The sequence below is a fragment of the Actinoplanes sp. G11-F43 genome (genome assembly GCF_050589265.1).
Classification (GTDB): domain Bacteria; phylum Actinomycetota; class Actinomycetes; order Mycobacteriales; family Micromonosporaceae; genus Actinoplanes.
Genome location: NZ_JBNZCE010000005.1, coordinates 72,778 through 94,642 on the forward strand (window position 1 = coordinate 72,778; position 21,865 = coordinate 94,642).

Here is a 21,865-nt window from a genome sequence, read left to right on the forward strand (position 1 = left end):
ATGCTGCGTTCTCTGTACTCCGGCATCAGCGGCCTCAACGCGCACCAGAAGATGATCGATGTCACCGGTAACAACATCGCGAACGTCAACACCACCGGTTACAAGACGTCCCAGGTCCAGTTCAACGACACGCTCAGCCAGATGATGGGGTCGGGCGGATCGCCACAGGACGGGATGGCCGGCACCAACCCGGCGCAGGTCGGTCTCGGTGTCCGGGTCGGTGGCATCACCCAGAACTTCAGCCAGGGTTCGGCGCAGACCACCGGCAAGTCCGGCGACATGATGATCCAGGGTGACGGCTTCTTCATCACCCGCAGCGGCGGCGAGCAGCTCTACACCCGGGCCGGCTCGTTCTTCTTCGACGCGAACGGTGTGCTGGCCACCTCGACCGGTGAGCCGGTCCAGGGCTGGACCGCCTCGGCCGACGGCAAGGTCAACTCGGCGGCGAAGCCGGGCGACATCCGGATGCCGCTGGGCGCCACCATCCCGCCCAAGGAGACCACCACGGTCACCCTCAAGGGCAACCTGAGCAGCGACATGACGCCGGACATGAACAACCCGACGAACACCGACACGGCGTACAAGACGACGATCCCGATCAAGGTGTACGACTCGCAGGGCCAGACCCACACCGTCACCGCGGAGTTCAGCCGGACGGCCTTCGACAACACCAGCGGCAACACCAGCTCGACCTGGGCGGTGAAGCTGATGGCCGAGGACGGGACCACCGAGATCACTCCGGCCGGCACCCTGACCTTCGCGAACGGCAAGGCCGCCGCCAGCATGGTGGACCCGGTGACGAAGCAGGCGACGATGGCGCTCGGCCCGTACACCGTCAACGTCACCGACATCACCTCGTACTCGGGCAACACCGACGCTCGGGTCTTCGACACCGACGGTCAGACCGCCGGCGCCCTGACCTCGCTGTCGTACACCGTTTCGGACAGCGGCGAGATCGTCGGCGTCTACTCCAACGGTTTGAAGCAGACGCTGGGCCAGGTCGCGATGGCGACCTTCAAGAACGTGAACGGTCTGGAGAAGGTCGGCAACTCGCAGTACCGGACCACCGTCAACTCCGGGTACGCCCAGGTCGGCGAGCCGGGGAGTGCCGGCATGGGCCAGGTCATCTCCGGCGCGCTGGAGATGTCGAACGTCGACCTGGCGCAGGAGTTCACCAACCTGGTCGTCGCCCAGCGCGGCTTCCAGGCGAACTCCCGCATCATCACCACCTCCGACGAGATCCTTCAGGAGCTCGTGAGCATGAAGCGTTAACTCCGGGCCTGGAGTAGGCCGGGACGGGCTCACGGGCCTGCCCCGGCCTTTTTCATGACCTTCGGATTCCGGAAGGTTCGCACCCGGATGGCGACCGGTTCGATCTCATCGGCAACCGGGGTCCGGCCGAAGTACCAAGTGACGGGCCACGGAGGGCCCCACCAGACAAGAGACAGACCAAGGACGGATGTCGTGATCCTCGTAACCCGCATCAACGGTGCCGTGTTCGCGCTGAACCCGGACCTGGTCGAGCGCGTCGACTGCACGCCCGACACGGTCGTCACCCTGGTGGACGGCACCAAGTACCTGATCGGCGAGTCGGTTCCCGAGTTCATAGATTCGGTTCGCCACTACCGGGCCTCACTGATCGCCCAGGCCAGCCGCCTCGAAGCCGGGGCCACCACCGCGCACACACCCTCTTCTGAAGACGACCTCGACGCCAAGGTGCTCCCGCTGCACCGGAAGGAACGCTGATGGACCTCGCAACCATTATCGGTGTTGTCGCCGGCCTGGCCATCGTCTTCACCGTGCAGCTGGTGGAGGGCGGCTCGCCCGCCTCGATCATGCTCTGGCCCTCGATGCTGCTGGTCTTCGGCGGTGGTTTCTGCGCCGCCATGGCCGGTGGTGTCATGAAGGACACGAAGGCCTTCACCACCCAGCTGAAGAAGGGCTTCACCAACAAGGTCACCCCGGCCGCCGAGCTGCTCGACAACGTCGTGAAGCTGGCCGAGCGGGCCCGCCGCGAGGGTCTGCTGGCCCTCGAGGACGCCGTCAAGACCGTCGAGCACCCCTTCCTCAAGCGTGGCCTGCAGCTGGCGATCGACGGCACCGACCCGGACGAGCTGCACGACATCCTGCACGCCGAGGTCGCCGCCAAGAAGAAGGCCGACAAGGCCGGCGTGAAGTTCTTCGAGAACTGGGGCGGTTACGCCCCGACGATCGGCATCATCGGCACGGTCATGGGTCTGGTCCTGGTCATGGAGAACCTGGACAAGCCCGAGACGCTCGGTCACTCGATCGCCGCGGCGTTCTGCGCCACCCTCTGGGGCGTGCTCAGCGCCAACATGATCCTGCTGCCGATGGGTGCCCGCCTGGCCCGGCTGAGCGCCATCGAGGCCGAGGAGATGGAGCTGGTCATCGACGGTGTCCTGGCCATCCAGGCCGGCTCGAACCCGCGTCTGGTCGCCCAGAAGCTCCGCAGCCTGCTTCCCCCGGACGAGATGAAGGCGGCCGAAGCCGCGGCCTCCAACAAGAAGGCGGCCTGACCTAGATGAGTTCCGGTGGGGGCAAGCGCAAGCAGAAGCACGAGGAGCACGAGGAGCACGTCAACCACGAGCGCTGGCTCGTGTCGTACGCCGACATGATGACCCTGCTCTTCGTTCTCTTCGTGGTGCTCTTCTCGATGAGTGACGTGAACCAGAAGAAGTTCGCTCAGCTGGCACAGGGCCTCTCGCAGGGGTTCGGCTCGCAGAGCGCGGCCTTCACCGGCAACTACGCGCCGCTCGACGGCGCCGCGAACACCGCGCAGATCGTGCAGATCGATCCGGGCGCCAACCCCGGTGACGGTAGTGGTGGCACCGAGGGCCTGAGCAAGTCCCAGCAGGACGCGATCAGCCGGGCACTGCAGGCGGAGGACCGCAAGAAAGCTTCCGGCAACGCCGAGAAGGCCGCCCGGGAGGCGGAGAACCTCAAGGCGATCGAACGGAAGATCGCCGACGCGCTGTCGGCGCAGAAGCTGCTCGGCAGTGCGAAGTTCACCATCGACCAGCGCGGTCTGGTGGTCACCGTGGTGACCAACGAGGTCGTGTTCGCCGGCAACCGGGCCGAGCTGAAGAAGGGCGGCGAGAAGATCCTGAACGCGATCTCGCCGGTCCTGGCCAAGCTGCCGAACAACATCGAGGTGGACGGCCACACCAACCAGCTCAACGCCAAGACCACGTTCTACCCGAGTGGCTGGGAGCTGTCCGCGGCTCGCGCCTCGACCACCGTCCGGTTCTTCACCGAGCACGGCATCCCGAAGAAGCGGCTCAGCGCTGTCGGGTTCTCCGACACCAAGCCGCTGATCGACCCGAAGGACCCGCGCTCGATCACGATGAACCGCCGCGTCGACGTCGTCGTCCTGACGATGCTCTCGCCGGAGCAGGCGGCGCTGCTGCCCTCCGCGGCCGGCCCGGACGGCAAGTTGCACACCGGCCAGACCACGGCGCAGTACCAGGCCGAGCAGAAGGCCGCAGAGACCAAGACCAGCACCACCACCGGCAACAACTGAGAACTGGGGGAGTTCACATGGCTGACGAGAAGGACACCGCCGCCGAGGCGCCGAAGAAGTCGAACAAGATGATGATGATCATCATCGCGGCCGTGCTGGTCGTGCTGGGTGGTGGTGGCGCTGGGACGTTCTTCATGCTCCGTGGTGACTCGGCCGAGGCGGCCGCCCCGAAGAAGGGCATCATCACCGCCGCGGAGAACACCATCACGGTGAACCTGGCCGAGGGGCACTACCTGAAGCTGGGCTTCGCCCTCCAGCAGACCGAGGAGTCCGGCGACCACGCGGTCGACCTGAGCGAGGCCTACCAGCTGGCGATCGACGAGTACACCGGCCGCACGGTCGCCGAGCTCTCCACCGCCGAGGGCCGGGCCAAGATCAAGGAGCAGCTGGTGGCCAAGCTGGTCAAGGCCTACACCGTGGACGACGTCCAGGAGGTCATGGACATCTACTACACCTCCTTCGTCACCCAGTAACGGCGGGCCGGGCGGGTCTCCACACACGGAGACCCGCCCACTGGCATTTAAAGTGGATGAAAACGCCGCCACGGCTCAGCGGATCGGTAAGTGAGCCGATGAGGACGACGTGACCACCGCTTCGCGTTCTCCCGGCAGGCTGTCACGTCGCGGTCAAGGTACGGGACCCACCGCGTACGACTTCCGGCGCCCGATCAAGCTCTCCCGTGAACACGTCCGCACGCTGCAGATCGCGTTCGAGACGTACGCCCGAAGTTGTGGAACCCTGCTAACCACCCGGCTCCGCGCGGTCAGCAACGTTTCGCTGATCTCCATCGAGCAGCTCAACTACGACGAGTACGCCGGCGGCCTGGCGAACCCGACGATCATCGCGGTGGTGACCCTGGACCCACTGCCCGGCACGGTTCTGCTGGAGATCGCCCAATCGGCGGTGATGACCGCTATTGATCACATGCTCGGCGGGCCCGGCGGCACCCAGCCGGAGCGGCCGCTGACCGAGGTGGAGATGCCGCTGCTGCGCGGCCTGGTCGAGCGGATGCTGGGCGAGCTGCGCTACGGCTTCGAGAGCATGGTGGACCTGGCGCCGAAGCTCAAGGAGATCGAGTACAACGTCCAGTTCCTGCGGGCGCACGCGCCGGGCGACGCGGTGGTGGTGGCGTCGTTCGAGACCAAGATCGGCGCGGAGGAGTGCATCTCCACTCTCTGCCTGCCGTTCAACACCATCCTGCCGGTGCTGTCCCGGACCGAGACGGTGGTGCTGACCGCGGCCGAGCGACAGGAGCGGGACACCGCCCTGCGGAACCTCACCGAAGGACTTTCCGCCGCTCCGATCGACGTAGCAGTGCGATTCCAGCCCATTCGGATGCGTACCGATGACATCGTGGATCTACGCCCCGGTGACGTCGTGCCGCTCGGACATCCGACCAGCCGGCCGCTCGAGGTGACGGTCAACGAGACCGTTTTCGCTCATGCAGTTCCCGGTAACCAGGGCGCCCGGCTGGCGTGTCTCGTCGTGCCGTCGCCCCATGAGAGCCCGTCCAAGGAGTCTGGCCGCCCATGACCGCGCCCACCATGACCGCGCCCCAGCTCGCGCTCGCCCGCAACGCCGCCGACGCCGCGCTGGCCGTCCTGCCCACCAGCCGTGCCCTGGTGGCCGCCGATCCGGTGGTCCCGGACGCGGGGACGGTGATCGACGGTCAGGCGATCACCGCGCGGTTCACCGGCGCCGCCTCCGGCGAGGTGGTCGTGGTGGTCGGCCAGGACCTCGCCGACGCACTCCGGGAGAGCCCGCTCGGCGAGCTGGACCTGACCGCCGCGGTCCGGCCGGCCCTGGAAGCGGCCGCCCGGGTCTTCGGCCCGGTCGTCCTGGACCCCGGCCAGCTGATGGAACCCGAGGTCGCGCTCAGCGCGCTGGCCGCCAAGGAAGGCGCTGTGGCGGTGCCGCTGCGCGACGAGGCGGAGGTCCGGGCGGTGATCGGCCTGGCCCTGAGCCAGTGGCCGGGAGACGACCCGGGCGCGATGAACGTGGCACCACGACTGGCGCCGACCCTGACCGGTGGCGCCGGACAGAGCCGGGGTGGTCTGGACATGCTGCACGACGTCGAGATGGAGGTCTCGGCCGAGCTGGGCCGGACCCGGATGAGCGTGCGCGAACTGCTCTCGCTGATCCCCGGCGCCATCGTCGAACTGGACCGGGCCGCGGGCAGCCCGGCGGACCTGCTGGTCAACGGCCGGCTGATCGCCCGCGGCGAGGTCGTCGTGGTGGATGAGAACTTCGGTATCCGGGTCACCGAGATCGTCAATCCGGGCACGGAGTAACGGTCTTGATCCCGCTGACCCTTCGTGTGCTGCTGGCACTCTTCGTCGTACTGGTGCTGATGTGGTTGCTGGCCAAGCTGGTGCGGCGGCCGTACGCGGGCAATCGCGGCGGCGCCCTGGCCGTCCTGGACCGCCAGCAGCTCAGCCGGGGGTCGGCGGTGGCGGTGATCCGGGTCGCCGATCGTGCGCTGGTCGTCGGGATCACCGAGGAACGGGTCAGCCTGCTCGGCGAGGCCGACCTGGTGGCGTTCGAGACGGAGCCGGAGGAGCACCGGGACGCCATGGAGGTGGAGTCGGACGGGCTGCACGCGCACCTCAAACTGCCGGACCGGCACCCGGGGAGCTTCGCCGAACGGCTCGACGGCTCCATCCTCTCCCCGCGGACCTGGAGCGCAACGGTCGAGGCACTCCGCGATCGGACGACGAGGCGATCACCGTGAAACGTTTGATCCCGCTGTTGATGATGGCGGCCACGGTGCTCCTGCTGCCCGCCGCCGCCGACGCGGCTCCCGCGCCGACCCCGCCACCGGGCATCAACATCGAGGTCGGCGGTACGAATCCGGACGGCAGCCGCCCGGCCGCCTCGCTGGTGATCGTGCTGGGCCTGACCCTGCTCTCGGTGGCGCCGGCCCTGCTGCTGCTCTGCACCTGTTTCACCAAGGTCTTCATGGTGCTCGGCATCACCCGCAACGCGCTCGGCCTGACCAGCATGCCGCCCAACCAGGTGCTCGCCGGACTGGCGCTGTTCCTGAGCATGTTCATCATGGGCCCGACCGTGTCGGCCATCAACGAACAGGGCGTACAGCCCTATCTCAAGGGCGACAAGAACCAGTCCCAGGCGTTCCGGGACGGCGTGCAACCGCTGCGCGAGTTCATGTACGAGGTGACCCGCGAGGACGAGGTGGCCCTGCTGGTGAAGGTGTCCGGGGAGGATCGGCCGGCCAACATCGACTCGGTGCCGCTGACCACCCTGATCCCGGCGTTCGTGCTCTCCGAGCTGCGGGCCGCGTTCATCATCGGGTTCGTCATCTTCATCCCGTTCCTGATCATCGACCTGGTGGTGTCGGCGTCCCTGATGTCGCTGGGCATGATGATGCTGCCCCCGGTGACCGTGGCTCTGCCGTTCAAGCTGCTGCTGTTCGTCCTGGTCGACGGGTGGGCGCTGATCATCACCGCGCTGGTGGGGTCGTACTAGGGCGATGAACTTCGACGTCGTCACCGCGGAGTTCCTGGCGATCATGCTGGGGGCGGTCCGGACCGGCGCGTGGATGATGCTCTGCCCCCCGTTCAACTCCCGGCTGATCCCGGGCCAGGTCAAGGCGCTGATGTCGGTCGGGCTGACCCTGCCGATGGCGCCCTACCTGCGCAGCACCGTCCCGTCGCTGGAGACCAAGGACCTGATCTTCAGCGTGCTGATCCAGGTCTTCGTCGGTGCGTCGCTGGGGTTTCTGACCCTGCTGCTCTTCGCCTCCTTCCAGGCCGCCGGCGACCTGCTCGACCTGTTCGGCGGTTTCACGCTGGCCGCGACGTACGACCCGTTCTCGCAGAGCAGCGCCTCGATCTTCGGCCGGTTCTACAACCTGCTGGCGATGACCCTGCTCTTCGCCAGCGACGGCCACCAGCTGATCCTGCGGGGCTTCCTGCAGAGCTTCCGGACCCTGCCGCTGGACGCCTCGTACGACATGGAGGCGTTCTCCCGGCTGCTGCTGCGGGGAATCGGCGAGATGTTCCTGGCGGCCATCCAGATCGCCGGCCCGCTGATCGCCGTGCTGTTCCTGGCCGACGTGGCGCTCGGCCTGCTGAACCGGGTGGCGCCCGCACTCAACGCCTTCCAGCTCGGCTTCCCGATCAAGATCTTCCTGCTCGTCACGCTCGCCGGCATCGCCATCGGCATGCTGCCCGGGCTGCTGGACACGGTCGTCGACAAGGCGGTCACCGTGGTGGTGCGGCTCGGCGGTGGCTGAGCCCAGGCTCTAGGGGGTGAGACGTGTCCGGCGAGAAGACCGAGGAACCGACCGCTCAAAAGCTGAAGAAGGCCAAGCAGGAAGGCCAGATCGGCAAGACCCAGGACCTGGGCGCCTGGTTCGGGATGCTGGCCGCCAGCGTGATGCTGCCGCGCACCCTCAAGCAGGCCATGGATCACGCCATGGAGCTGATGGAGAAGATCCCGGACACCATCCAGAACCCGGATCCGGGCAAGACCATCGGCATCTTCCGGGACGCGCTGATGAGCGCGGCGTGGGCGGTGCTGCCGCTGGCGCTGACGATGATGGCGGTCGGCGTGGTGGCGGCCGGCGCCCAGGGCGGCATCCGGATCGCCACCAAGCTGTTCATCCCCAAATTCAACCGGCTCAACCCGTTCAGCGGCATCAAGAAGATGTTCGGCGGCCAGGCGCTCTGGGAGGGCGTCAAGGCACTGGTCAAGACCGCCGTGCTGGGCGGGGTGCTGTACCTGACGATGAAGGACATCGTGCCGGTGCTGCTGAGCGCCGGGCGGCTGCCGATGGCCACCCTGCTCGCCACCATCAGTGACGCCTCTATCCAGCTCATCCGGGCCGCCGCCGCGGCCGGCATCGTGATGGCCGCGGCCGACTACTTCGTGGTGCGCAGGCGTACCAAGAAGCAGTTGCGGATGAGCAAGGAGGAGGTCAAGCAGGAACACAAGAACACCGAGGGCGACCCGCTGGTCAAGGCCCAGATCCGGGCCAAGCAGATGGCGATGGCCCGGAACCGGCAGATGGCCGACGTGCCGACCGCCGACGTGGTGGTGGTCAACCCGGTGCACGTCGCGGTCGCGCTGCGGTACGAGCCGGAGAAGGGCGCGCCGCGGGTGGTCGCCAAGGGGCAGGGCCCGCTGGCTCAGAAGATCCGGGACATCGCCACCGAGAACCGGATCCCGATGGTCCAGGACGTCCCGCTGGCCCGGGCGCTGAACAAGGATTGTGAGATCGGCCAGGAGATCCCGGCGGAGTTCTTCGCCGCGGTGGCCAAGGTGCTGGCGTTCGTGATGAGCCTCAAGGCGCGTGGTGCGGCGGCCGGTTTGCACCGCAACCCGAACCCGACCCCAGCTGCGGCATAACCACCGATTCCGGAGTTTTCCTCACATCGCGGGGCAAGAGCAGGGAAGATCGGTGCGTGGCGGCGCCGCAGCGGCCTCAGTGACAGTGACGGAACGCCGAACAGAACGAAGCCAGGAAGGCGTCGGCGGGGCTCGGATGGCCATCGGACTGCCCACGTTCGGAAGGTGCCGCTATGCAGAAGGTGAGCAGATTCGCCGTACCCGTCGGGGTCGTCGGCATCATCATCATGATGGTCGTCCCCCTCCCGACGTTCCTGCTCGACCTGTTCATCGCCATCAACATCACCGCGGCACTGCTCGTCCTGTTGATCTCCATGTTCGTGCAGAAGCCGCTCGACTTCGCGGTCTTTCCGGCACTGCTCCTGGTGATGACACTCTTCCGGCTGGCCCTGAACATCAGCGCCACCCGCCTGGTACTGCGCGACGGCGACGCCGGCAAGGTCATCCACGCGTTCGGCAGCTTCGTCGTCGGCGGCAACCTGGTCATCGGTCTGGTCATCTTCGCGATCCTGGTGATCGTCCAGATGATCGTGGTGACCAAGGGCGCCGAGCGGGTCGCCGAGGTCGGCGCCCGGTTCACCCTGGACGCCATGCCCGGTAAGCAGATGGCGATCGACGCCGACCTGAACGCCGGCCTGATCGACGACGCCGAAGCCAAGAAACGCCGCGCCGAGGTAGCCGCCGAAGCCGACTTCTACGGTGCGATGGACGGTGGGTCCAAATTCGTCAAGGGCGACGCCATCGCGGCCATCATCATCACGGTGATCAACCTGGTCGGCGGCTTCGCGGTCGGCATCATGCAGGCCGGCATGGCCCCGGTCGACGCGATGAACCACTACAGCATGCTGAGCATCGGCGACGGCCTGGTCTCCCAGATCCCCGCACTGCTGCTGTCGGTCGCCACCGGTCTGATCGTCACCCGCTCGGCCACCTCCGGCGACATGGGCACCACCGTCACCACCCAGCTCGGCCAGAACAAACTCGCCCTGCGCATCGGCGGTGGCGCGGCGATCGCCCTCTGCATCATCCCCGGCCTGCCGAAACTGCCGTTCCTGCTGGTCGGCGCGGCGGTGCTGCTGATCGCACAGCGGGTGAAGGACCCGGCTCAGGAAGCCGTCGAGGCCGGCGCCAAACCCGTCGACGCGGCACCCGACATGCCCGCCCCGGACTCGCCGGAACAACTCCTCGGCGAGATGCGGATCGACCCCCTCGAACTGGCCCTCGCCCCGGACCTGGTCGACCTGGTCGATCCGGGCAGCGGCGACCTGCTCGACCGGGTTCGCGCACTGCGCCGCAAGATGGCCATGGAACTCGGCGTGATCATGCCGCCGGTCCGAACCCGGGACGACCTGGACCTGCCGCTCTCCTCGTACGCCATCCGGATCTCCGGCGTCGACGCGGGCAGCGGCCAGGCCCCGCCCGGCACCGTCCTGGCCATCGGCGACGGGCTCCAGGCCCTCCCCGGCCGAGCCGGCGTCGAACCGGTCTTCGGGCTGGCCGGCAAATGGGTCCCGGCCGAGCTGCACTACCAGGCCGAGATCTCCGGAGCGACGGTGGTGGACCGGGCCTCGGTGATCATCACGCACCTCGCCGAGATCGTCCGCACCAACGCCAGCCGCCTGCTCGGCCGCGAGGACGTCCGCGCCCTCGCCGACATGGTCAAACGCACCCACCCGGTGGTGGTCGAGGAACTGACCCCGGCGCTGCTCAGCCTCGGCCAGATCCAGAAAGTGCTCCAGGCACTGCTCGACGAGGGCGTGCCGATCCGCGACCTGGTCCGGATCTTCGAGGCGCTCTCGCTGCGGGCCAAGTCCTCCCAGGACCACGACAGCCTGGTCGAAGCGGCCCGCGGCGCCCTCGGGCCGGCGATCGCCGCCCAGTACACGACAGCCGGCCGGCTCACCGTGATCACCCTGGACCCGATGCTCGAACAGAGCCTCCTCGAATCGTTGCGGCCCAGCGAGACCGGCGCCTTCATGGCGATCGACGGCATGCGTGCCGAAGCGATCGTCAGCGAGTCCAGCCGGCTCTCCGAAGCCGCCGAGCAGCAGGGAATGAACCCGGTCCTGGCCTGCTCACCACAGCTTCGGCTGCCACTGATGCGACTGCTGCGAGCCGGATCACGCCGGGTTCAGGTGCTGTCGTACAGCGAAATCTCTGGTTCCACCGCACAGATCGAGACGATAGGGGTGGTGAACGGTGCCTACGCGGGTGCTGCTTGAGGGACCGGCCATCGAGCCACTGCTGGCTCAGGTCCGCGATGAGTACGGCTCAAGCGTCCGGATCATCTCCGCCGACAAGGTACGAAGTGGTGGCATCGGGGGCTTCTTCGCGAAGCAGCACTACGAGCTCTCCGTCGAGGTACCGGATTCAACCGAGGACAGTGATGACATGGCTCAACAGACCGTCGCCGGCAACAACGGCGCCCACCACTTCGAGAGCCTGCTCGAGCAGGCGGAGTCTCGGGACCGGGTGACCACCGAACGCGGGCCCACCACCGCCGAGCTACGGTCCCGGCAGGACGGCCGGACCGCCGGGCTCGGCGACACCGCCGGCGCGTTCGCCGAACTGATGGCCGGCCTGGACGTCGCCGGTCACCTCGGCGAGGGCCGGGCACCGTCCCGTCCCCGTCCGGTCGAGGCCCGTGCCACCGAGGCCCGGGACGACACCCCGACGGTGCGCCCGTTCCGGCCCGCCGCGGCCGGTGGCTCGGCGGTCAACTCCGGTCAGCGCCCGCTGCCCGCGGCGCTGCCCACCATGCCCGCCTTCCCGGAGAAGCCGGCGATCAAGGAGCGGGAGACCACCGAGGCCCGCGAGACGATCACGCCGATCCGGGCCGCCGCCACCTCGCACCGGGCGGTCACCCCGGTCTCGCCGGCCCGGCCCACCGAACCCACCCCGGCGCCCCCGCGCGCGGCGTTCGCGGCCCCGGCCGCCCCGGCCCGGCCCGCCGCCGAGGTGTACGGGATCGACGAGGTGGCACCGATCTCCCCGGTGGCGGCCCCGGCGCCGGCATCCGCTCCGCCCGTTCGGCCCGCTCCGCCCGCTCCGCCCGTGCCGTCCGCCAAGACGTCGGCCCCGGCCGCCCCGGCCCACGCGGCCGGTGAACTGGACGCGGTGCAGCGCAACCTGATCACGGTCGGGATGCCCGAGTCGATGGCCCGCAAGATCACTGGCGGGGACACGTACGCCGGTGTGCTCAGCGTCCTCGCCGCCCGCCCCGCCGCACCCGGCATCCCGGACGGCGCCGGCGAGATCCTGGTACTGGCCGGTGAGGTGCACACCGCCGTCGCCATCGGCAAACACATCCTCGAACAACTGCACGTCGACCAGACCCACCTGCTGCTGGCCGCGCCGTCCACCGCCGGCACCGGCCTGCACTCGTCCCGGCTCATCTCCAGCCGCAGCTCCGCCGAGTCACGGGCGGAGAAACTGCAGAGCTCCGAACACCCGTGGGTGGTGGTGATCGACGCGCCGGTCGGCGGCACCGACCCGTTCTGGGTCAACGACATCTGCGACGCGCTCGGCGCCACCGCGCTCTGGGCCGTCGTCGACGCCACCCGCAAGACCGCCGACACCGCCCGCCACCTGCGCAACCTCGGCGAGGTCGAGGCGCTCGTCGTGCACAGCGTGGAACTCACCGCCGACCCGGCCTCGGTCCTCGGCCTGGACGTGCCGGTCTTCTCGCTGGACGGCAAACCGGCCACCCCGCACGCCTGGGCCGCGATGCTCTGCGCCCGCATCGCAGCCGAGGTGATGCCCCTGGCGGTCATGCCCCGCCGGGTGACCCGCTCCGGCCGTCGCTGACCGGCACCAAGCCGATGATCAAGCCGTCGGTTCTGCTGTTCGCGCTGCTGATCAGCGCGCCGGCCTGGTACCGCATGCTCCTCGACGAGGTGGACCTGCTCCAGGTGCTGATCCGGTTCCTGATCGCGGTGCCGATCGCCGCGGTGATGCTGGCCGGGATGCGCGTCGTGCTCAGCGGATACCGCAAGTCCGACGAGGCGCCGCCGGTCCGGACCGAGCCGCTCGACACCCCGGAGCCCGGCAAGACACCCTGACCAGCCGGTACGACGTACGGAGCCCGGCCCGCGATCATCGCGAGCCGGGCTCCGGTCGTCTCACTGGCACCCCGGTCAGGCCTGCACGTCCACCCGCCCGGTGGCCGGGTCGATCCGCCTGGTGGCGACCGGGGCCGGCTCGGCGTCCACATCCGGGCCGGTACCGGCCCCACCACGGCGGTTCAGCGCGTCCCCGAACTGCTGCCGGGCCTGCTCCTGCTGGGCGTTGCCCTGACGCAGGTCGAGCGAACAGTTCCCGAACCCGGACTCCTCCAGCTCGCGGCGCAGATCGTCGAGCGACTGGCGCAGCGCCTCCGTACCGGCCTCGGTCCCGCCGGTGAGCTGCACCGAGATGTCCCCGTTGCGGATCTCCGCGACCACCTGCACCGGACCCAGGTCGGCCGGGTGCAGGTTGACGGTCAGCCGGTGAATGCCGTCCGCGTCCAGCCGGAACGGAATGATCCGGCTGGCCAGCTGATGCGCCGTCGGGCCCGGAGTCGGCGGCGCCGGCGGGGCGGTGGGCTGGGTGTCCGCCACCGGGGCCGTGGGCGCGGTCGCCTGCGGGCCGGTCACCCCCGGAAGGCCGGCCGGCGGCATGCCCGGAGCACCGGCCTCGGTCGGACCAGCGGCGGGCGGGAGCCCGGCGCCGAACTCGGTCCCGGGCAGGCCACCACCCGGTCCGGCCCCGGCCCGCCCACCCTGGCCGGGCGCGCCCTGCTCACCGGAACCGGCCGAACCCTGCTCCGGCGCGGTGCCCGGCGCCACGTCACCGGCCGGTGCCGTGGCCTCGGCGGCCGGGGCGGTGGCCGCACCGGTCCGCTCCCCGGCGGCCGGGGCGGTGGCTTCGGCGGAGGTTCGCAGACTCTCCGGGCGGATCGTGGCGGTGGCCTCCGGCACGATGGCCGGGGCGGCGTCCGGTGCGCCCTGGGCGCTCGTCTGCGCGGTGCCTTGGGCCGCGGCCTGACCCGGAGCCGGCGCCGCCGTCGCCGTGGTCCCGGCAGCCCCGGCCCGGCCCTCCGCTGCCGTGGCGGTCGCCAATTGCGGGCCGACGGTCGTGGCGGTGTCGCCGCCCGGTGTCGCCGATGTCGTCGCGGTCTGTGCGGCCGCCTGGCCGGTAGTGCCCGCGGTGTCCGTGCCGGCGGCCGCACCGGCACCCGTGATACCCGCCGCGGTCATGCCCCCGGTGATATCCGCGGCTCCGGTGGCACCAGCGGTCCCGGCGGTACCCGCGACATCGGTGACACCCGTTGCGGCCGGGTCCATGTCGGCGGGAACGGACGGCCCGGACAGGGATCCGGAAGCCGGTCCGGGCGCCGGCCCGGTGGCGGCCGGCCCGGTCGCGGCCACCGGCGGCGTCCCGGCGGAGGCCGCGGCGGCGGCGTCCGTGCCGGCCTCGGCGGGCGTCGGGGTAGCCGGAGTCATCGACAGGCCGGTGAGCGCCCCGGCCATCGCGGTGACCGTTCCGGTCGTCTCCGGCTGCTTCGGTTCGCTCTCCACCGCGTCCTCGGACACCCGCTGAGCCTCGGCGGCGGTCTTCCCGGCGGCCGTGCCCTCGGCGGCGGAAGCACGCTCCGCGCCGCGTGCCTCGGTCCGCTGCCCGGTGACCTTGGCGTTCCGGTCCACGGCGGTCCGTTCGGTCCCGGTCCGATCAGCGGTGGTGGCCCGGTCCGCGGCGGTCCGGTCCGCCACACCCCGACTCGCGGTCGCCCGGTCTGCGGCAGCCCGGTCCGGTGCCCCGATCCGCTTGGCGTCCCGGCCGATCGCGGCCCGCCGGTCCACAGCGGCCCGCTGGTCGGCGGCCCGTTGCGCGGCTTCCCGTCCGGCCGCCGCCCGGTCGGCCCGGTTCGCGGAACGCTCAGCGGCGGCCCGGTCGGCGATCCGATCAGCGGCCTTTCCCGCGGCGGCCCGGTCGGCGGCGCGGTCCGCGGCGGCCCGGTCCGCGGCTCGGTCAGCGGACCGCCCGGCGGCGGCCCGGTCGGCGATCCGATCAGCGGCCTTTCCCGCGGCGGCCCGGTCCGCGGCCCGGTCAGCGGTTCGCCCGGCGGCGGCTCGGTCGACAGAACGTTCGTTCTCGCTCTGGTGGGCGGTTCGCCCGGCGGCGGCCCGGTCGACAGAACGTTCGTTCTCGCCCCGGTCGGCACCCCGCTCACCACCGGCCCGGTCCACGATCCGCTCAGCCCCCGCACGCGCGCCGGCCGCACGCGAGAAAGCGGACCGCGACATCGCGGCCCGCGAGAGCGCCGCCCGGGAGTCAGCGGCCCGTTCAGCGGCGGCCCGATCCGCCGCCGCCCGGTCGGCCGAGGCCGAGGCCGAGGCGGAACTGGAACTGGAACTGGAACTGAAACTGGAAGTCGTGGATGCGGAGGCGCCGGACGAGGAAGAGACCGGCGCGGACCGGCCGGCGGATCCCGGCTGTTTCTGGTCGTCCTTGAGTTCGGCCGAGAGTGCCGATCCGAAATCCGCTGACCCGTCCTCGCGTCGTCCTCCCGGTTTCCGGGCCGTCTCCGGTCCCGGCCGACGATCGGGGCCTGTCACTGAACTCGACACGGCCATGCGGTCCTCCCGCTTCTGGATGAGTTGATCAGCCGCCGAGGGCGGCCAGGGCCTTCTGCACCTTCGGGACGTAAGCCTGGGTCTCGGCGCTCGGTGGGATGCCGTTGTGCCGGTGTACCGCGCCTCCGCCGGCGTTGTACGCGGCCAGCGCCAGCGGCACCGACTTGAACTCGCGCAGGTGGGAGGCGAGCAGTTTGGCCGCGCCGTTGATCGCCTGGGACGGGTCGAACGCGTCGTCGACGCCGAGGCCGCGGGCGGTGGCGGGCATGAGTTGCATGAGGCCCTGGGCGCCGACCTTGCTGACGGCTCGCGGGTTGTAGTCGGATTCGACCTTGGCGACGGCGGCGAGCAGTTTCGGGGAGACGCCGTGTTTGGTGCCGAATTTCTCGAACAGGTCGGCGTACGGCACCCCGGTCAGCCCCGAGGAGGTGGCGCGCAGTCCGGCCGGGCGGAGTGCGGACATGTCCTGGACGGCGGCGGTGGGCACGCTGTCGAGGACCCGTCGGATGGCGCTGGGTTTCTCGTACACACTCTGGATCTTGACCTGGTCCCCGGGTTTGGGGGCGGCGATCATCTTGTTGTCGCCGAGATAGATCGCCACGTGGTCGACGGGTGAGTTGAAGGCGAGGATGTCGCCGGGTTTGGCGTCGCCGAGGCCGGCCACCGGGCGGCCGGCTTTGGCCTGTTGTGCCGAGTTGCGGGGCAGTTCGACGCCGAGGTCGCGGTAGGCCCGTTGGACCAGGGCGGAGCAGTCGAGGCCTTTGGCGGGGTCGGTGCTGCCGAAGACGTACGGCGTACCCAGGTATTTCTTCGCCGCCGCGACCACGTCGCCGCCGCTGGGCCCGGCGGCGGGGGTGTTGCCCGCACCGGGACCGGTGGCGCCGGCCAGCGCGGAGGCGAACTTGGCGCCCGAGGTGCCGCCGGGCGCCGGTGCGGGTTTGAGGCCGAGCTGGTCCTGGAGTTCGGCGATGCGGGACATGACCCCGGTGACGCCCAGTGTCATGCTTCACCCCTGCTGGCGTTGCGCGCCTTGGCGGTGACCGCGAGTTCGTCGAGTGCGGCCTGGCCGCTCTTGAGGTCGTGGGCTTTGACGGTGGCGGCGTGCCGTTCGGCCATCATCTCGACGGCGCGCCGTCGTTTCGCGGCGTCGGAGAGGGCGGCCATCCGTTCCCGTTCGACCTCTTCGGCGTCGTTGACCATGCGCTGGGCGCTGAAGACGCCGGCTGCCATGGACTGCCGGGCGGCGATGGCGGCGACCATGGCGCGGGCGGTGCCCTCGGTCGGCGCGTCGGCGCCCATCAGGTCCAGTTGGCGGCGTTTGAGCAGGGCTTCGGCTTCGCGGATCTCGGCGCGGGACTGGATCACGGCACCTTTGGCGGCGTCCTCCTGTGCCTTACGGGCGCGCAGTACGGGTGCCAGTCGGAACAAGCGGTTCAACGTCTCCTCCTAGGCGGGTCCGGTGGGCCCTCACTTGACCTGGTCGGTCCGCCCGCCGATCCGCTGAGTTCCTGCACCCGTCTCGCTCCCGATCAACCCCTAAACCCCGACATCCAACCCTTTCGCGGTACGGATCAGGAGCCCCTCGAAAGCAGGCAGCGGGTCCGGTGTCGTCCGCGCGAGGAGGGTCCGAGGAGGCGCCGTGACGCGACCGCCGGGCGGATGCGCCGGGTCACCGGCGGGGCGTCAGGTGGTGGCGATCAGCGCGCGGAGGGCGGCCCAGGCGGTCTCGGCGGTGGTCCGGTCGTCGAGGTCCTGGCGCAGGAAGGCGCTGATCCGGTCCCAGGCGCCGTTGGCCCGGTCGGCGTCCGGGTTGGTGCCGGGCACGTAGGCGCCGATCTCGACGAGTTCGCGGACGTCCCGGTGGGCGGCCATCAGCCGGCGCAGTTCGGTGGCGTCGGAGCGTTGCTCCCGGGTGGTGATCTTGTTGGCCACCCGGGAGATCGAGTCGAGGGCCTGGACCGCCGGGAAGTGCCCGGCGGTGGCCAGTTTGCGGTCCAGCACGATGTGCCCGTCCAGGATCGACCGGGCAGCGTCGGCGATCGGCTCGTTGTGGTCGTCGCCCTCCACCAGCACCGTGTACAGCCCGGTGATGCTGCCCTTGGCGCCCGGCCCGGCCCGTTCCAGCAGCGAGGCGAGCATGGCGAAGACCGACGGCGGGTACCCGCGGGTGGCCGGCGGCTCGCCGACCGACAGACCCACCTCACGCTGGGCCATCGCGGCACGGGTCACGCTGTCCATCATCAGCAGTACGTCGGCGCCCTCGTCCCGGTAGTACTCGGCGATCCGGGTGGCCACCGCACCGGCCCGGAGCCGGACCAGTGGCGGGGTGTCCGAGGTGGCGATCACCAGCACCGAGCGGGCCAGGCCCTCCGGCCCGAGGTCGTGTTCGATGAACTCGCGCACCTCCCGGCCGCGCTCACCGACCAGGGCGACCACGTTCAGTTCAGCGGCGGTGCCCCGGGTGATCTGGCTCATCAGGGTCGACTTGCCGACGCCGGAGCCGGCGAAGATGCCGATCCGCTGGCCCTTGCCGCACGGGATCAGGGTGTCCAGGACCCGTACCCCCAGCGACATCTGGGCGCCGACCAGCTGCCGTTCCATCGCCGACGGCGGGGCCGCGTCGATCGGCACCAGGTGGCCGCGCAGGGGCGGGCCGCCGTCCATCGGTCGGCCCAGGCCGTCCAGGATGCGCCCGCGCAGGTCCGGGCCGACGGCCACCCGCAGCGGCCCGCCGGTGGCGAACGCCGGGGTGCCGGCCCCGAGCCCGAGGATCGGGCCGAGCGGCATGCAGGAGAGCCGGTCGCCGTCGAGGGCGGCCACCTCGGCCAGCACGGTGTCCTCGCCGGTGCCGATCCGGAGCAGGTCACCGACGTTGGCCTCGATGCCGCTCACCGTGACGCGCAGGCCGACCGCGCCGGTGACACGTCCGCTGACCAGGGGGCGGGCCGCCTCGATCGCGCTGTGCAACCGGTGCTGGAAGAGATCGGTCATGGCAACCCTCTACAGGCGAAGTGCCTCACGGGCCCGGCTGACGGCCGAGGCGATGGTGGCGTCGACGGTCGCGGTGCCGGTCTCGGCGACCGCGTCACCGGGCTGGAGCCCGGGGTCCTGGCGCAGGGTGATCCGCCGGCCCTCGAAGAGGAAGTCCTGGCCGCTGCCCTCACCGACCAGGTTGCGGTAGTCGTCCGGGTGCAGGCTGACCACCATGTCGCCGTGTTCCGGGGCGGCGGTCATCACCCGGCGCAGGGCGTCGCCGCCGCGTTCCGGGTCGTCGCGCAGGCTCCGGCCGATGATCGCCTCGGCCAGGTCCCAAGCGCTGGCCAGCACGACCTCCTGCAGCTCGGTGAAGGTCGGCATCAGCTGGTTCTCCAGGTCGGTGACGGCCCGGCCGAGTGCGTTGACAGCGCTGTTCAGGGCGGTGGCCCGGCGTTGATCGTGTGCCTCCTCGGCGGCCACGGCCCGGGCCGCGGCGGCTTCGGCGGCCGCCATCGAGTCCCGTTTGCCCTGGGCCCAGCCTTCGGCGTACCCGGTGGTCCGGGCCTCCTGCCGGGCCTTCTCGGTGGCTTCGTTGTCGATCGGCATGTCGTGTCGCAGGTCCACGGCGAACCGGGCGGCGGCGACGTTCTCCGCGGCCACCCCGCGCAGTACGCGGTCAGGCGATGAGCTCATCGACGTCCCCGCCACGCTGGATCTCGATCTGGCCGGAGTCCTCGAGGGTGCGGATCACGCCGACGATCTTGGCCTGGGCCTCCTCGACCATCTTGACCTTGACCGGGCCGAGCAGGTCGATCTCCTCCAGCAGGTTCTCCCGGCCGCGTTCGGACAGGTTCTTGGTGACCTTGTCCCGTACGCCCTCGGGCACGCCCTTGAGCGCGGTGGCCAGGTCGGCCGGCTCCACCTGGCGCAGGATGAGCTGAACCGCCCGGTCCTCCAGGTTGATGATGTCCTCGAACATGAACATCCGGCGCCGGATCTCCTCGGCCAGCTCCGGGGAACGCGCTTCGAGCGCGTCGATGATCAGGCGCTCGGTGGTCCGGTCGGCCCGGTTGATGATGTCCACGAGCGGCTGGAGACCGCCGACCGTGGAGAGTTCGTCCGGCTGGAGCACGCTCGACAGCTTGCGCTGGAGCGCCATCTCCACCTGGCGGATGATGTCCGGCGAGGTGCGGTCCATGATCGCGATTCGGTGCGCGACCTCGGTCTGCACCTCCAGCGGGAGACCGGCCAGGATCGACGAGGCCAGCCCGGTGGGGATGTGTGCCAGGACCAGGGCGATCGTCTGCGGGTGCTCGTACTGGACGTAGGAGAGCAGCTGCCGCGGGTCCGCATGGCTGAGGAAGTTGAAGGGGATGTCGTTCATCGATGCTTCGAGCCGGTCGAGGATGAGCGCCGCCCGCTCCTTGCCGAGCGACGCCTCCAACAGCTCCCGTGCGTAGTCCATGCCACCCGACCCGGCGTATCGGGTGGTAGCCATGGCGTAGAACTCGTCCATCACGTCGTCGACCTGGATCGGGTCGAGCTTGCCCAACCGAGCGACCTCGGCGGACAACAGCTCGACCTCCTTCTCGGTCATGTTCGCCATGACCTCGGCCGCCTGTTCCCGGCCGAACTGGACCAGCATGATCGCGGCCTTCTGGATCCCGGTCATGGACGTCGTGCTGAGCGCCGGTGTTGTCAACTGATGCTCCTGTGAATCAGCGGTTGGCCGCGTCGGCGGAGATCCAGCTGCGGATCAGGGTCGCGGTCTCCTCGGGTTTCTCCCGGACCAGATCCTCGATCTCGCGGTGTCTCTCCTCACGTGCCTCGTCAGACCTATCGGCAAGTTGTGGCATTTCCAGCGCGTGAGCGTGCACCACATCCACTTCGGCGGCGCGCTGGGCCTCCAGGGCCGCCTGCATCTCCTCCAGATGCCGCCGTTCCTCGTCGGTCAGCTGCTGCTGACGCCGCTTGGCGCGACGGTTGGCCCGCCAGGCCAGGTAGATCAGGATCAGCACCACGAGGACCAGGGCCGCGGTCTGGATCAGCTTGGTCTGCTTGGCCGCCTCCTCGGCCTTGGCCGCCGCCTCCAGCTCGGCCTTGGCCGTCTCGGCCTGGGTGTTGTCGAACGGCATCGCCGCCACCGCGATGGTGTCGCCGCGGGCCGGGTCGATGCCGGCCGCCGCGGAGACCAGCTGCTGCACCTGGTTCGGGTCGATCGCACCGGCCACCGTGCTGTTCAGCAGCACCGACACGTTGAGGCGCTTGATGCTGCCCGGAGCGGCCCGGCGGACCTCCTCCACCTCGTTCAGCGCGCGCCGGCGGGTCTCGTTGCGCTGCTGGTACTGCCCGGAGCCGGAGCCGTTGGGCACCTGCACGTTGTCCGGGCCGAGCACGCCGCCCGTACCGGAACCGGTCCCGCTGTAGGTCTCGCTCTGGATGTTCTCCTGCTCGGCCGGGAGCGCCGGGTCGGCGGAGTACGTCTTGCTGCGGGTCTCGGTCTGATCGAAGTCCAGCACCGGAGTGGTGGTGACCACCGCGTTGCCCGGCCCGACCAGATTGTCGAGCATCCGCTGCAGCGACGTGTTGAGGCGGCTCTGGAAGGTCGCGGTCTGCTGGTCGGTGCCACCGTCCCCGCCGCCGCTGGAGCCGACCGTGTTGCCACCGCCGGTGGAGAGCATCCGCCCGTCCGAGCCGGCCACCGTGACCTGGGTGGGATCGAGGCCCTCGACGCTGGACGCGACCAGGTGCACGATCGACTGCACCTGCTGCTGGTCCAGCGGGTTGTTGGCCTTCGAGGCGACAAGCACCGACGCGGTCGGTCTCGTCTGGTCGTCGGAGAAGACGTCCTCCTTCGGCATGACCAGGTGGACGGTCGCGGCCTCGACCCCGTCGATCGCCTTGATCGTCTTGGACAGCTCGCCCTCCAGCGCCCGCTGGTAGTTGGCGTGCTGCATGAAGTCGCTGGTGGTGATGCCCTGCTGGTCCAGCAGCGAGTAGCCGGTGCCCTCGTCGTTGGGCAGGCCCTCGCCGGAGAGCTGGAGCCGGAGCTGGTTCACCTGGTCGCGCGGGACCAGGATGGTCGCGCCCTCGTTGGCCAGCTCGTACGAGGTGCCGGACTTCTGCAGCGACTCGACGATCGCGCTGGCGTCCTTGGTGGACAGGTTGTTGAAGAGGATCTGATAGGACGGCTTGGCCGCCCAGACGGCGAAGAAGTATCCGCCGACGGCCAATGCGAGAACCGCGAACACGGTGACAGCCTTCTGGCCCGGTGTGAAGGACCTGAAGGTGTCCGTGACGCGGCGTACCGGAGCGGGAAGGCGATCGGTCATGTCACACTCGCCCTCCCTGGGCATGCCCTCCC

21 protein-coding genes are annotated in these 21,865 nt (G+C 70.0%); 14 read left to right on the forward strand and 7 right to left on the reverse strand.

Annotation, left to right across the window (positions count from 1 at the left end; genetic code table 11):
* The 14 genes from ACQ0O7_RS05420 (at nucleotide 1) to ACQ0O7_RS05485 (ending at nucleotide 12,972) form a co-directional block, all read left to right on the forward strand.
* Entirely contained in the window at nucleotides 1–1,272 is a 1,272-nt protein-coding gene (locus tag ACQ0O7_RS05420) for a flagellar hook protein FlgE (RefSeq protein ID WP_430780633.1), read from the forward strand.
* 192 nt (nucleotides 1,273–1,464) lie between these two features.
* Nucleotides 1,465–1,746 (forward strand): flagellar FlbD family protein, encoded by a 282-nt coding sequence (locus ACQ0O7_RS05425; protein ID WP_430780634.1) that lies wholly within the window; start codon nucleotides 1,465–1,467, stop codon nucleotides 1,744–1,746.
* Nucleotides 1,746–2,537 (forward strand): motility protein A, encoded by a 792-nt coding sequence (locus tag ACQ0O7_RS05430; RefSeq protein ID WP_430780635.1) that lies wholly within the window; start codon nucleotides 1,746–1,748, stop codon nucleotides 2,535–2,537. The genes ACQ0O7_RS05425 and ACQ0O7_RS05430 overlap by 1 nt, the downstream gene beginning before the upstream one ends.
* 5 nt (nucleotides 2,538–2,542) lie before the next feature.
* A complete protein-coding gene (locus tag ACQ0O7_RS05435; RefSeq protein ID WP_430780636.1) occupies nucleotides 2,543–3,541 on the forward strand; it encodes a flagellar motor protein MotB in 999 nt (332 codons plus the stop codon).
* 17 nt (nucleotides 3,542–3,558) lie between these two features.
* Complete coding sequence (locus ACQ0O7_RS05440; protein ID WP_430780637.1) at nucleotides 3,559–4,014, forward strand: flagellar basal body-associated FliL family protein; 456 nt, start codon at nucleotides 3,559–3,561, stop codon at nucleotides 4,012–4,014.
* Between the two features lie 109 nt (nucleotides 4,015–4,123).
* Nucleotides 4,124–5,074 (forward strand): flagellar motor switch protein FliM, encoded by a 951-nt coding sequence (locus tag ACQ0O7_RS05445; protein WP_430780638.1) that lies wholly within the window; start codon nucleotides 4,124–4,126, stop codon nucleotides 5,072–5,074.
* The gene (gene fliN / locus ACQ0O7_RS05450) at nucleotides 5,071–5,832 is read left to right on the forward strand and encodes a flagellar motor switch protein FliN (RefSeq protein WP_430780639.1); all 762 of its coding nucleotides are present in this window, start codon (nucleotides 5,071–5,073) and stop codon (nucleotides 5,830–5,832) included. The genes ACQ0O7_RS05445 and fliN overlap by 4 nt, the downstream gene beginning before the upstream one ends.
* Before the next feature lie 5 nt (nucleotides 5,833–5,837).
* The gene (locus ACQ0O7_RS05455; protein ID WP_430780640.1) at nucleotides 5,838–6,272 is read left to right on the forward strand and encodes a flagellar biosynthetic protein FliO; all 435 of its coding nucleotides are present in this window, start codon (nucleotides 5,838–5,840) and stop codon (nucleotides 6,270–6,272) included.
* Nucleotides 6,269–7,027: a flagellar type III secretion system pore protein FliP gene (fliP, locus tag ACQ0O7_RS05460; protein WP_430780641.1), complete on the forward strand. Its 759-nt coding sequence runs from the start codon at nucleotides 6,269–6,271 to the stop codon at nucleotides 7,025–7,027. The genes ACQ0O7_RS05455 and fliP overlap by 4 nt, the downstream gene beginning before the upstream one ends.
* Nucleotides 7,028–7,031: 4 nt before the next feature.
* On the forward strand, nucleotides 7,032–7,796 hold the full coding sequence (locus ACQ0O7_RS05465; RefSeq protein ID WP_430780642.1) for a flagellar biosynthetic protein FliR: 765 nt from the start codon (nucleotides 7,032–7,034) through the stop codon (nucleotides 7,794–7,796).
* A 23-nt stretch (nucleotides 7,797–7,819) separates the two neighbouring features.
* Nucleotides 7,820–8,911, forward strand: coding sequence for an EscU/YscU/HrcU family type III secretion system export apparatus switch protein (locus tag ACQ0O7_RS05470; RefSeq protein ID WP_430780643.1), 1,092 nt, complete (start codon nucleotides 7,820–7,822; stop codon nucleotides 8,909–8,911).
* A 173-nt stretch (nucleotides 8,912–9,084) separates the two neighbouring features.
* Entirely contained in the window at nucleotides 9,085–11,133 is a 2,049-nt protein-coding gene (flhA, locus tag ACQ0O7_RS05475; RefSeq protein ID WP_430780644.1) for a flagellar biosynthesis protein FlhA, read from the forward strand.
* Nucleotides 11,123–12,718, forward strand: coding sequence for a hypothetical protein (locus tag ACQ0O7_RS05480; protein ID WP_430780645.1), 1,596 nt, complete (start codon nucleotides 11,123–11,125; stop codon nucleotides 12,716–12,718). The genes flhA and ACQ0O7_RS05480 overlap by 11 nt, the downstream gene beginning before the upstream one ends.
* Nucleotides 12,719–12,732: 14 nt before the next feature.
* Complete coding sequence (locus ACQ0O7_RS05485) at nucleotides 12,733–12,972, forward strand: hypothetical protein (RefSeq protein ID WP_430780646.1); 240 nt, start codon at nucleotides 12,733–12,735, stop codon at nucleotides 12,970–12,972.
* A 75-nt stretch (nucleotides 12,973–13,047) separates the two neighbouring features.
* Here ACQ0O7_RS05485 and ACQ0O7_RS05490 read toward each other — a convergent pair whose 3' ends face one another.
* From ACQ0O7_RS05490 to fliF, 7 genes are all read right to left on the reverse strand, one after another.
* On the reverse strand, nucleotides 13,048–15,138 hold the full coding sequence (locus tag ACQ0O7_RS05490) for a flagellar hook-length control protein FliK (RefSeq protein ID WP_430780647.1): 2,091 nt from the start codon (nucleotides 15,136–15,138) through the stop codon (nucleotides 13,048–13,050).
* Between the two features lie 415 nt (nucleotides 15,139–15,553).
* Nucleotides 15,554–16,528 (reverse strand): transglycosylase SLT domain-containing protein, encoded by a 975-nt coding sequence (locus tag ACQ0O7_RS05495; protein ID WP_430780648.1) that lies wholly within the window; start codon nucleotides 16,526–16,528, stop codon nucleotides 15,554–15,556.
* Entirely contained in the window at nucleotides 16,525–16,962 is a 438-nt protein-coding gene (locus ACQ0O7_RS05500) for a cell envelope biogenesis protein TolA (protein ID WP_430780649.1), read from the reverse strand. The genes ACQ0O7_RS05495 and ACQ0O7_RS05500 overlap by 4 nt, the downstream gene beginning before the upstream one ends.
* 246 nt (nucleotides 16,963–17,208) lie before the next feature.
* Nucleotides 17,209–18,516: a FliI/YscN family ATPase gene (locus tag ACQ0O7_RS05505; protein WP_430780650.1), complete on the reverse strand. Its 1,308-nt coding sequence runs from the start codon at nucleotides 18,514–18,516 to the stop codon at nucleotides 17,209–17,211.
* 9 nt (nucleotides 18,517–18,525) lie between these two features.
* Nucleotides 18,526–19,194, reverse strand: coding sequence for a FliH/SctL family protein (locus tag ACQ0O7_RS05510; protein WP_430780651.1), 669 nt, complete (start codon nucleotides 19,192–19,194; stop codon nucleotides 18,526–18,528).
* Entirely contained in the window at nucleotides 19,178–20,173 is a 996-nt protein-coding gene (fliG, locus tag ACQ0O7_RS05515; RefSeq protein WP_430780652.1) for a flagellar motor switch protein FliG, read from the reverse strand. Before fliG ends, ACQ0O7_RS05510 begins: the two co-directional genes overlap by 17 nt.
* A 46-nt stretch (nucleotides 20,174–20,219) precedes the next feature.
* A complete protein-coding gene (fliF, locus tag ACQ0O7_RS05520; RefSeq protein WP_430780653.1) occupies nucleotides 20,220–21,857 on the reverse strand; it encodes a flagellar basal-body MS-ring/collar protein FliF in 1,638 nt (545 codons plus the stop codon).
* Between the last annotated feature and the right edge of the window lie 8 nt (nucleotides 21,858–21,865).

What these genes read in the sequence shown, in the direction of transcription:
- ACQ0O7_RS05495 (WP_430780648.1), bottom strand. Translation starts at nt 16,528, where the DNA reads ATGACACTGGGCGTCACCGGGGTCATGTCCCGCATCGCCGAACTCCAG.
- ACQ0O7_RS05510 (WP_430780651.1), bottom strand. Translation starts at nt 19,194, where the DNA reads ATGAGCTCATCGCCTGACCGCGTACTGCGCGGGGTGGCCGCGGAGAAC.
- ACQ0O7_RS05430 (WP_430780635.1), top strand. Translation starts at nt 1,746, where the DNA reads ATGGACCTCGCAACCATTATCGGTGTTGTCGCCGGCCTGGCCATCGTC.
- ACQ0O7_RS05420 (WP_430780633.1), top strand. Translation starts at nt 1, where the DNA reads ATGCTGCGTTCTCTGTACTCCGGCATCAGCGGCCTCAACGCGCACCAG.
- fliF (WP_430780653.1), bottom strand. Translation starts at nt 21,857, where the DNA reads ATGCCCAGGGAGGGCGAGTGTGACATGACCGATCGCCTTCCCGCTCCG.
- ACQ0O7_RS05440 (WP_430780637.1), top strand. Translation starts at nt 3,559, where the DNA reads ATGGCTGACGAGAAGGACACCGCCGCCGAGGCGCCGAAGAAGTCGAAC.
- ACQ0O7_RS05505 (WP_430780650.1), bottom strand. Translation starts at nt 18,516, where the DNA reads ATGACCGATCTCTTCCAGCACCGGTTGCACAGCGCGATCGAGGCGGCC.
- ACQ0O7_RS05435 (WP_430780636.1), top strand. Translation starts at nt 2,543, where the DNA reads ATGAGTTCCGGTGGGGGCAAGCGCAAGCAGAAGCACGAGGAGCACGAG.
- fliN (WP_430780639.1), top strand. Translation starts at nt 5,071, where the DNA reads ATGACCGCGCCCACCATGACCGCGCCCCAGCTCGCGCTCGCCCGCAAC.
- ACQ0O7_RS05485 (WP_430780646.1), top strand. Translation starts at nt 12,733, where the DNA reads ATGATCAAGCCGTCGGTTCTGCTGTTCGCGCTGCTGATCAGCGCGCCG.
- fliG (WP_430780652.1), bottom strand. Translation starts at nt 20,173, where the DNA reads ATGACCGGGATCCAGAAGGCCGCGATCATGCTGGTCCAGTTCGGCCGG.
- ACQ0O7_RS05465 (WP_430780642.1), top strand. Translation starts at nt 7,032, where the DNA reads ATGAACTTCGACGTCGTCACCGCGGAGTTCCTGGCGATCATGCTGGGG.
- flhA (WP_430780644.1), top strand. Translation starts at nt 9,085, where the DNA reads ATGCAGAAGGTGAGCAGATTCGCCGTACCCGTCGGGGTCGTCGGCATC.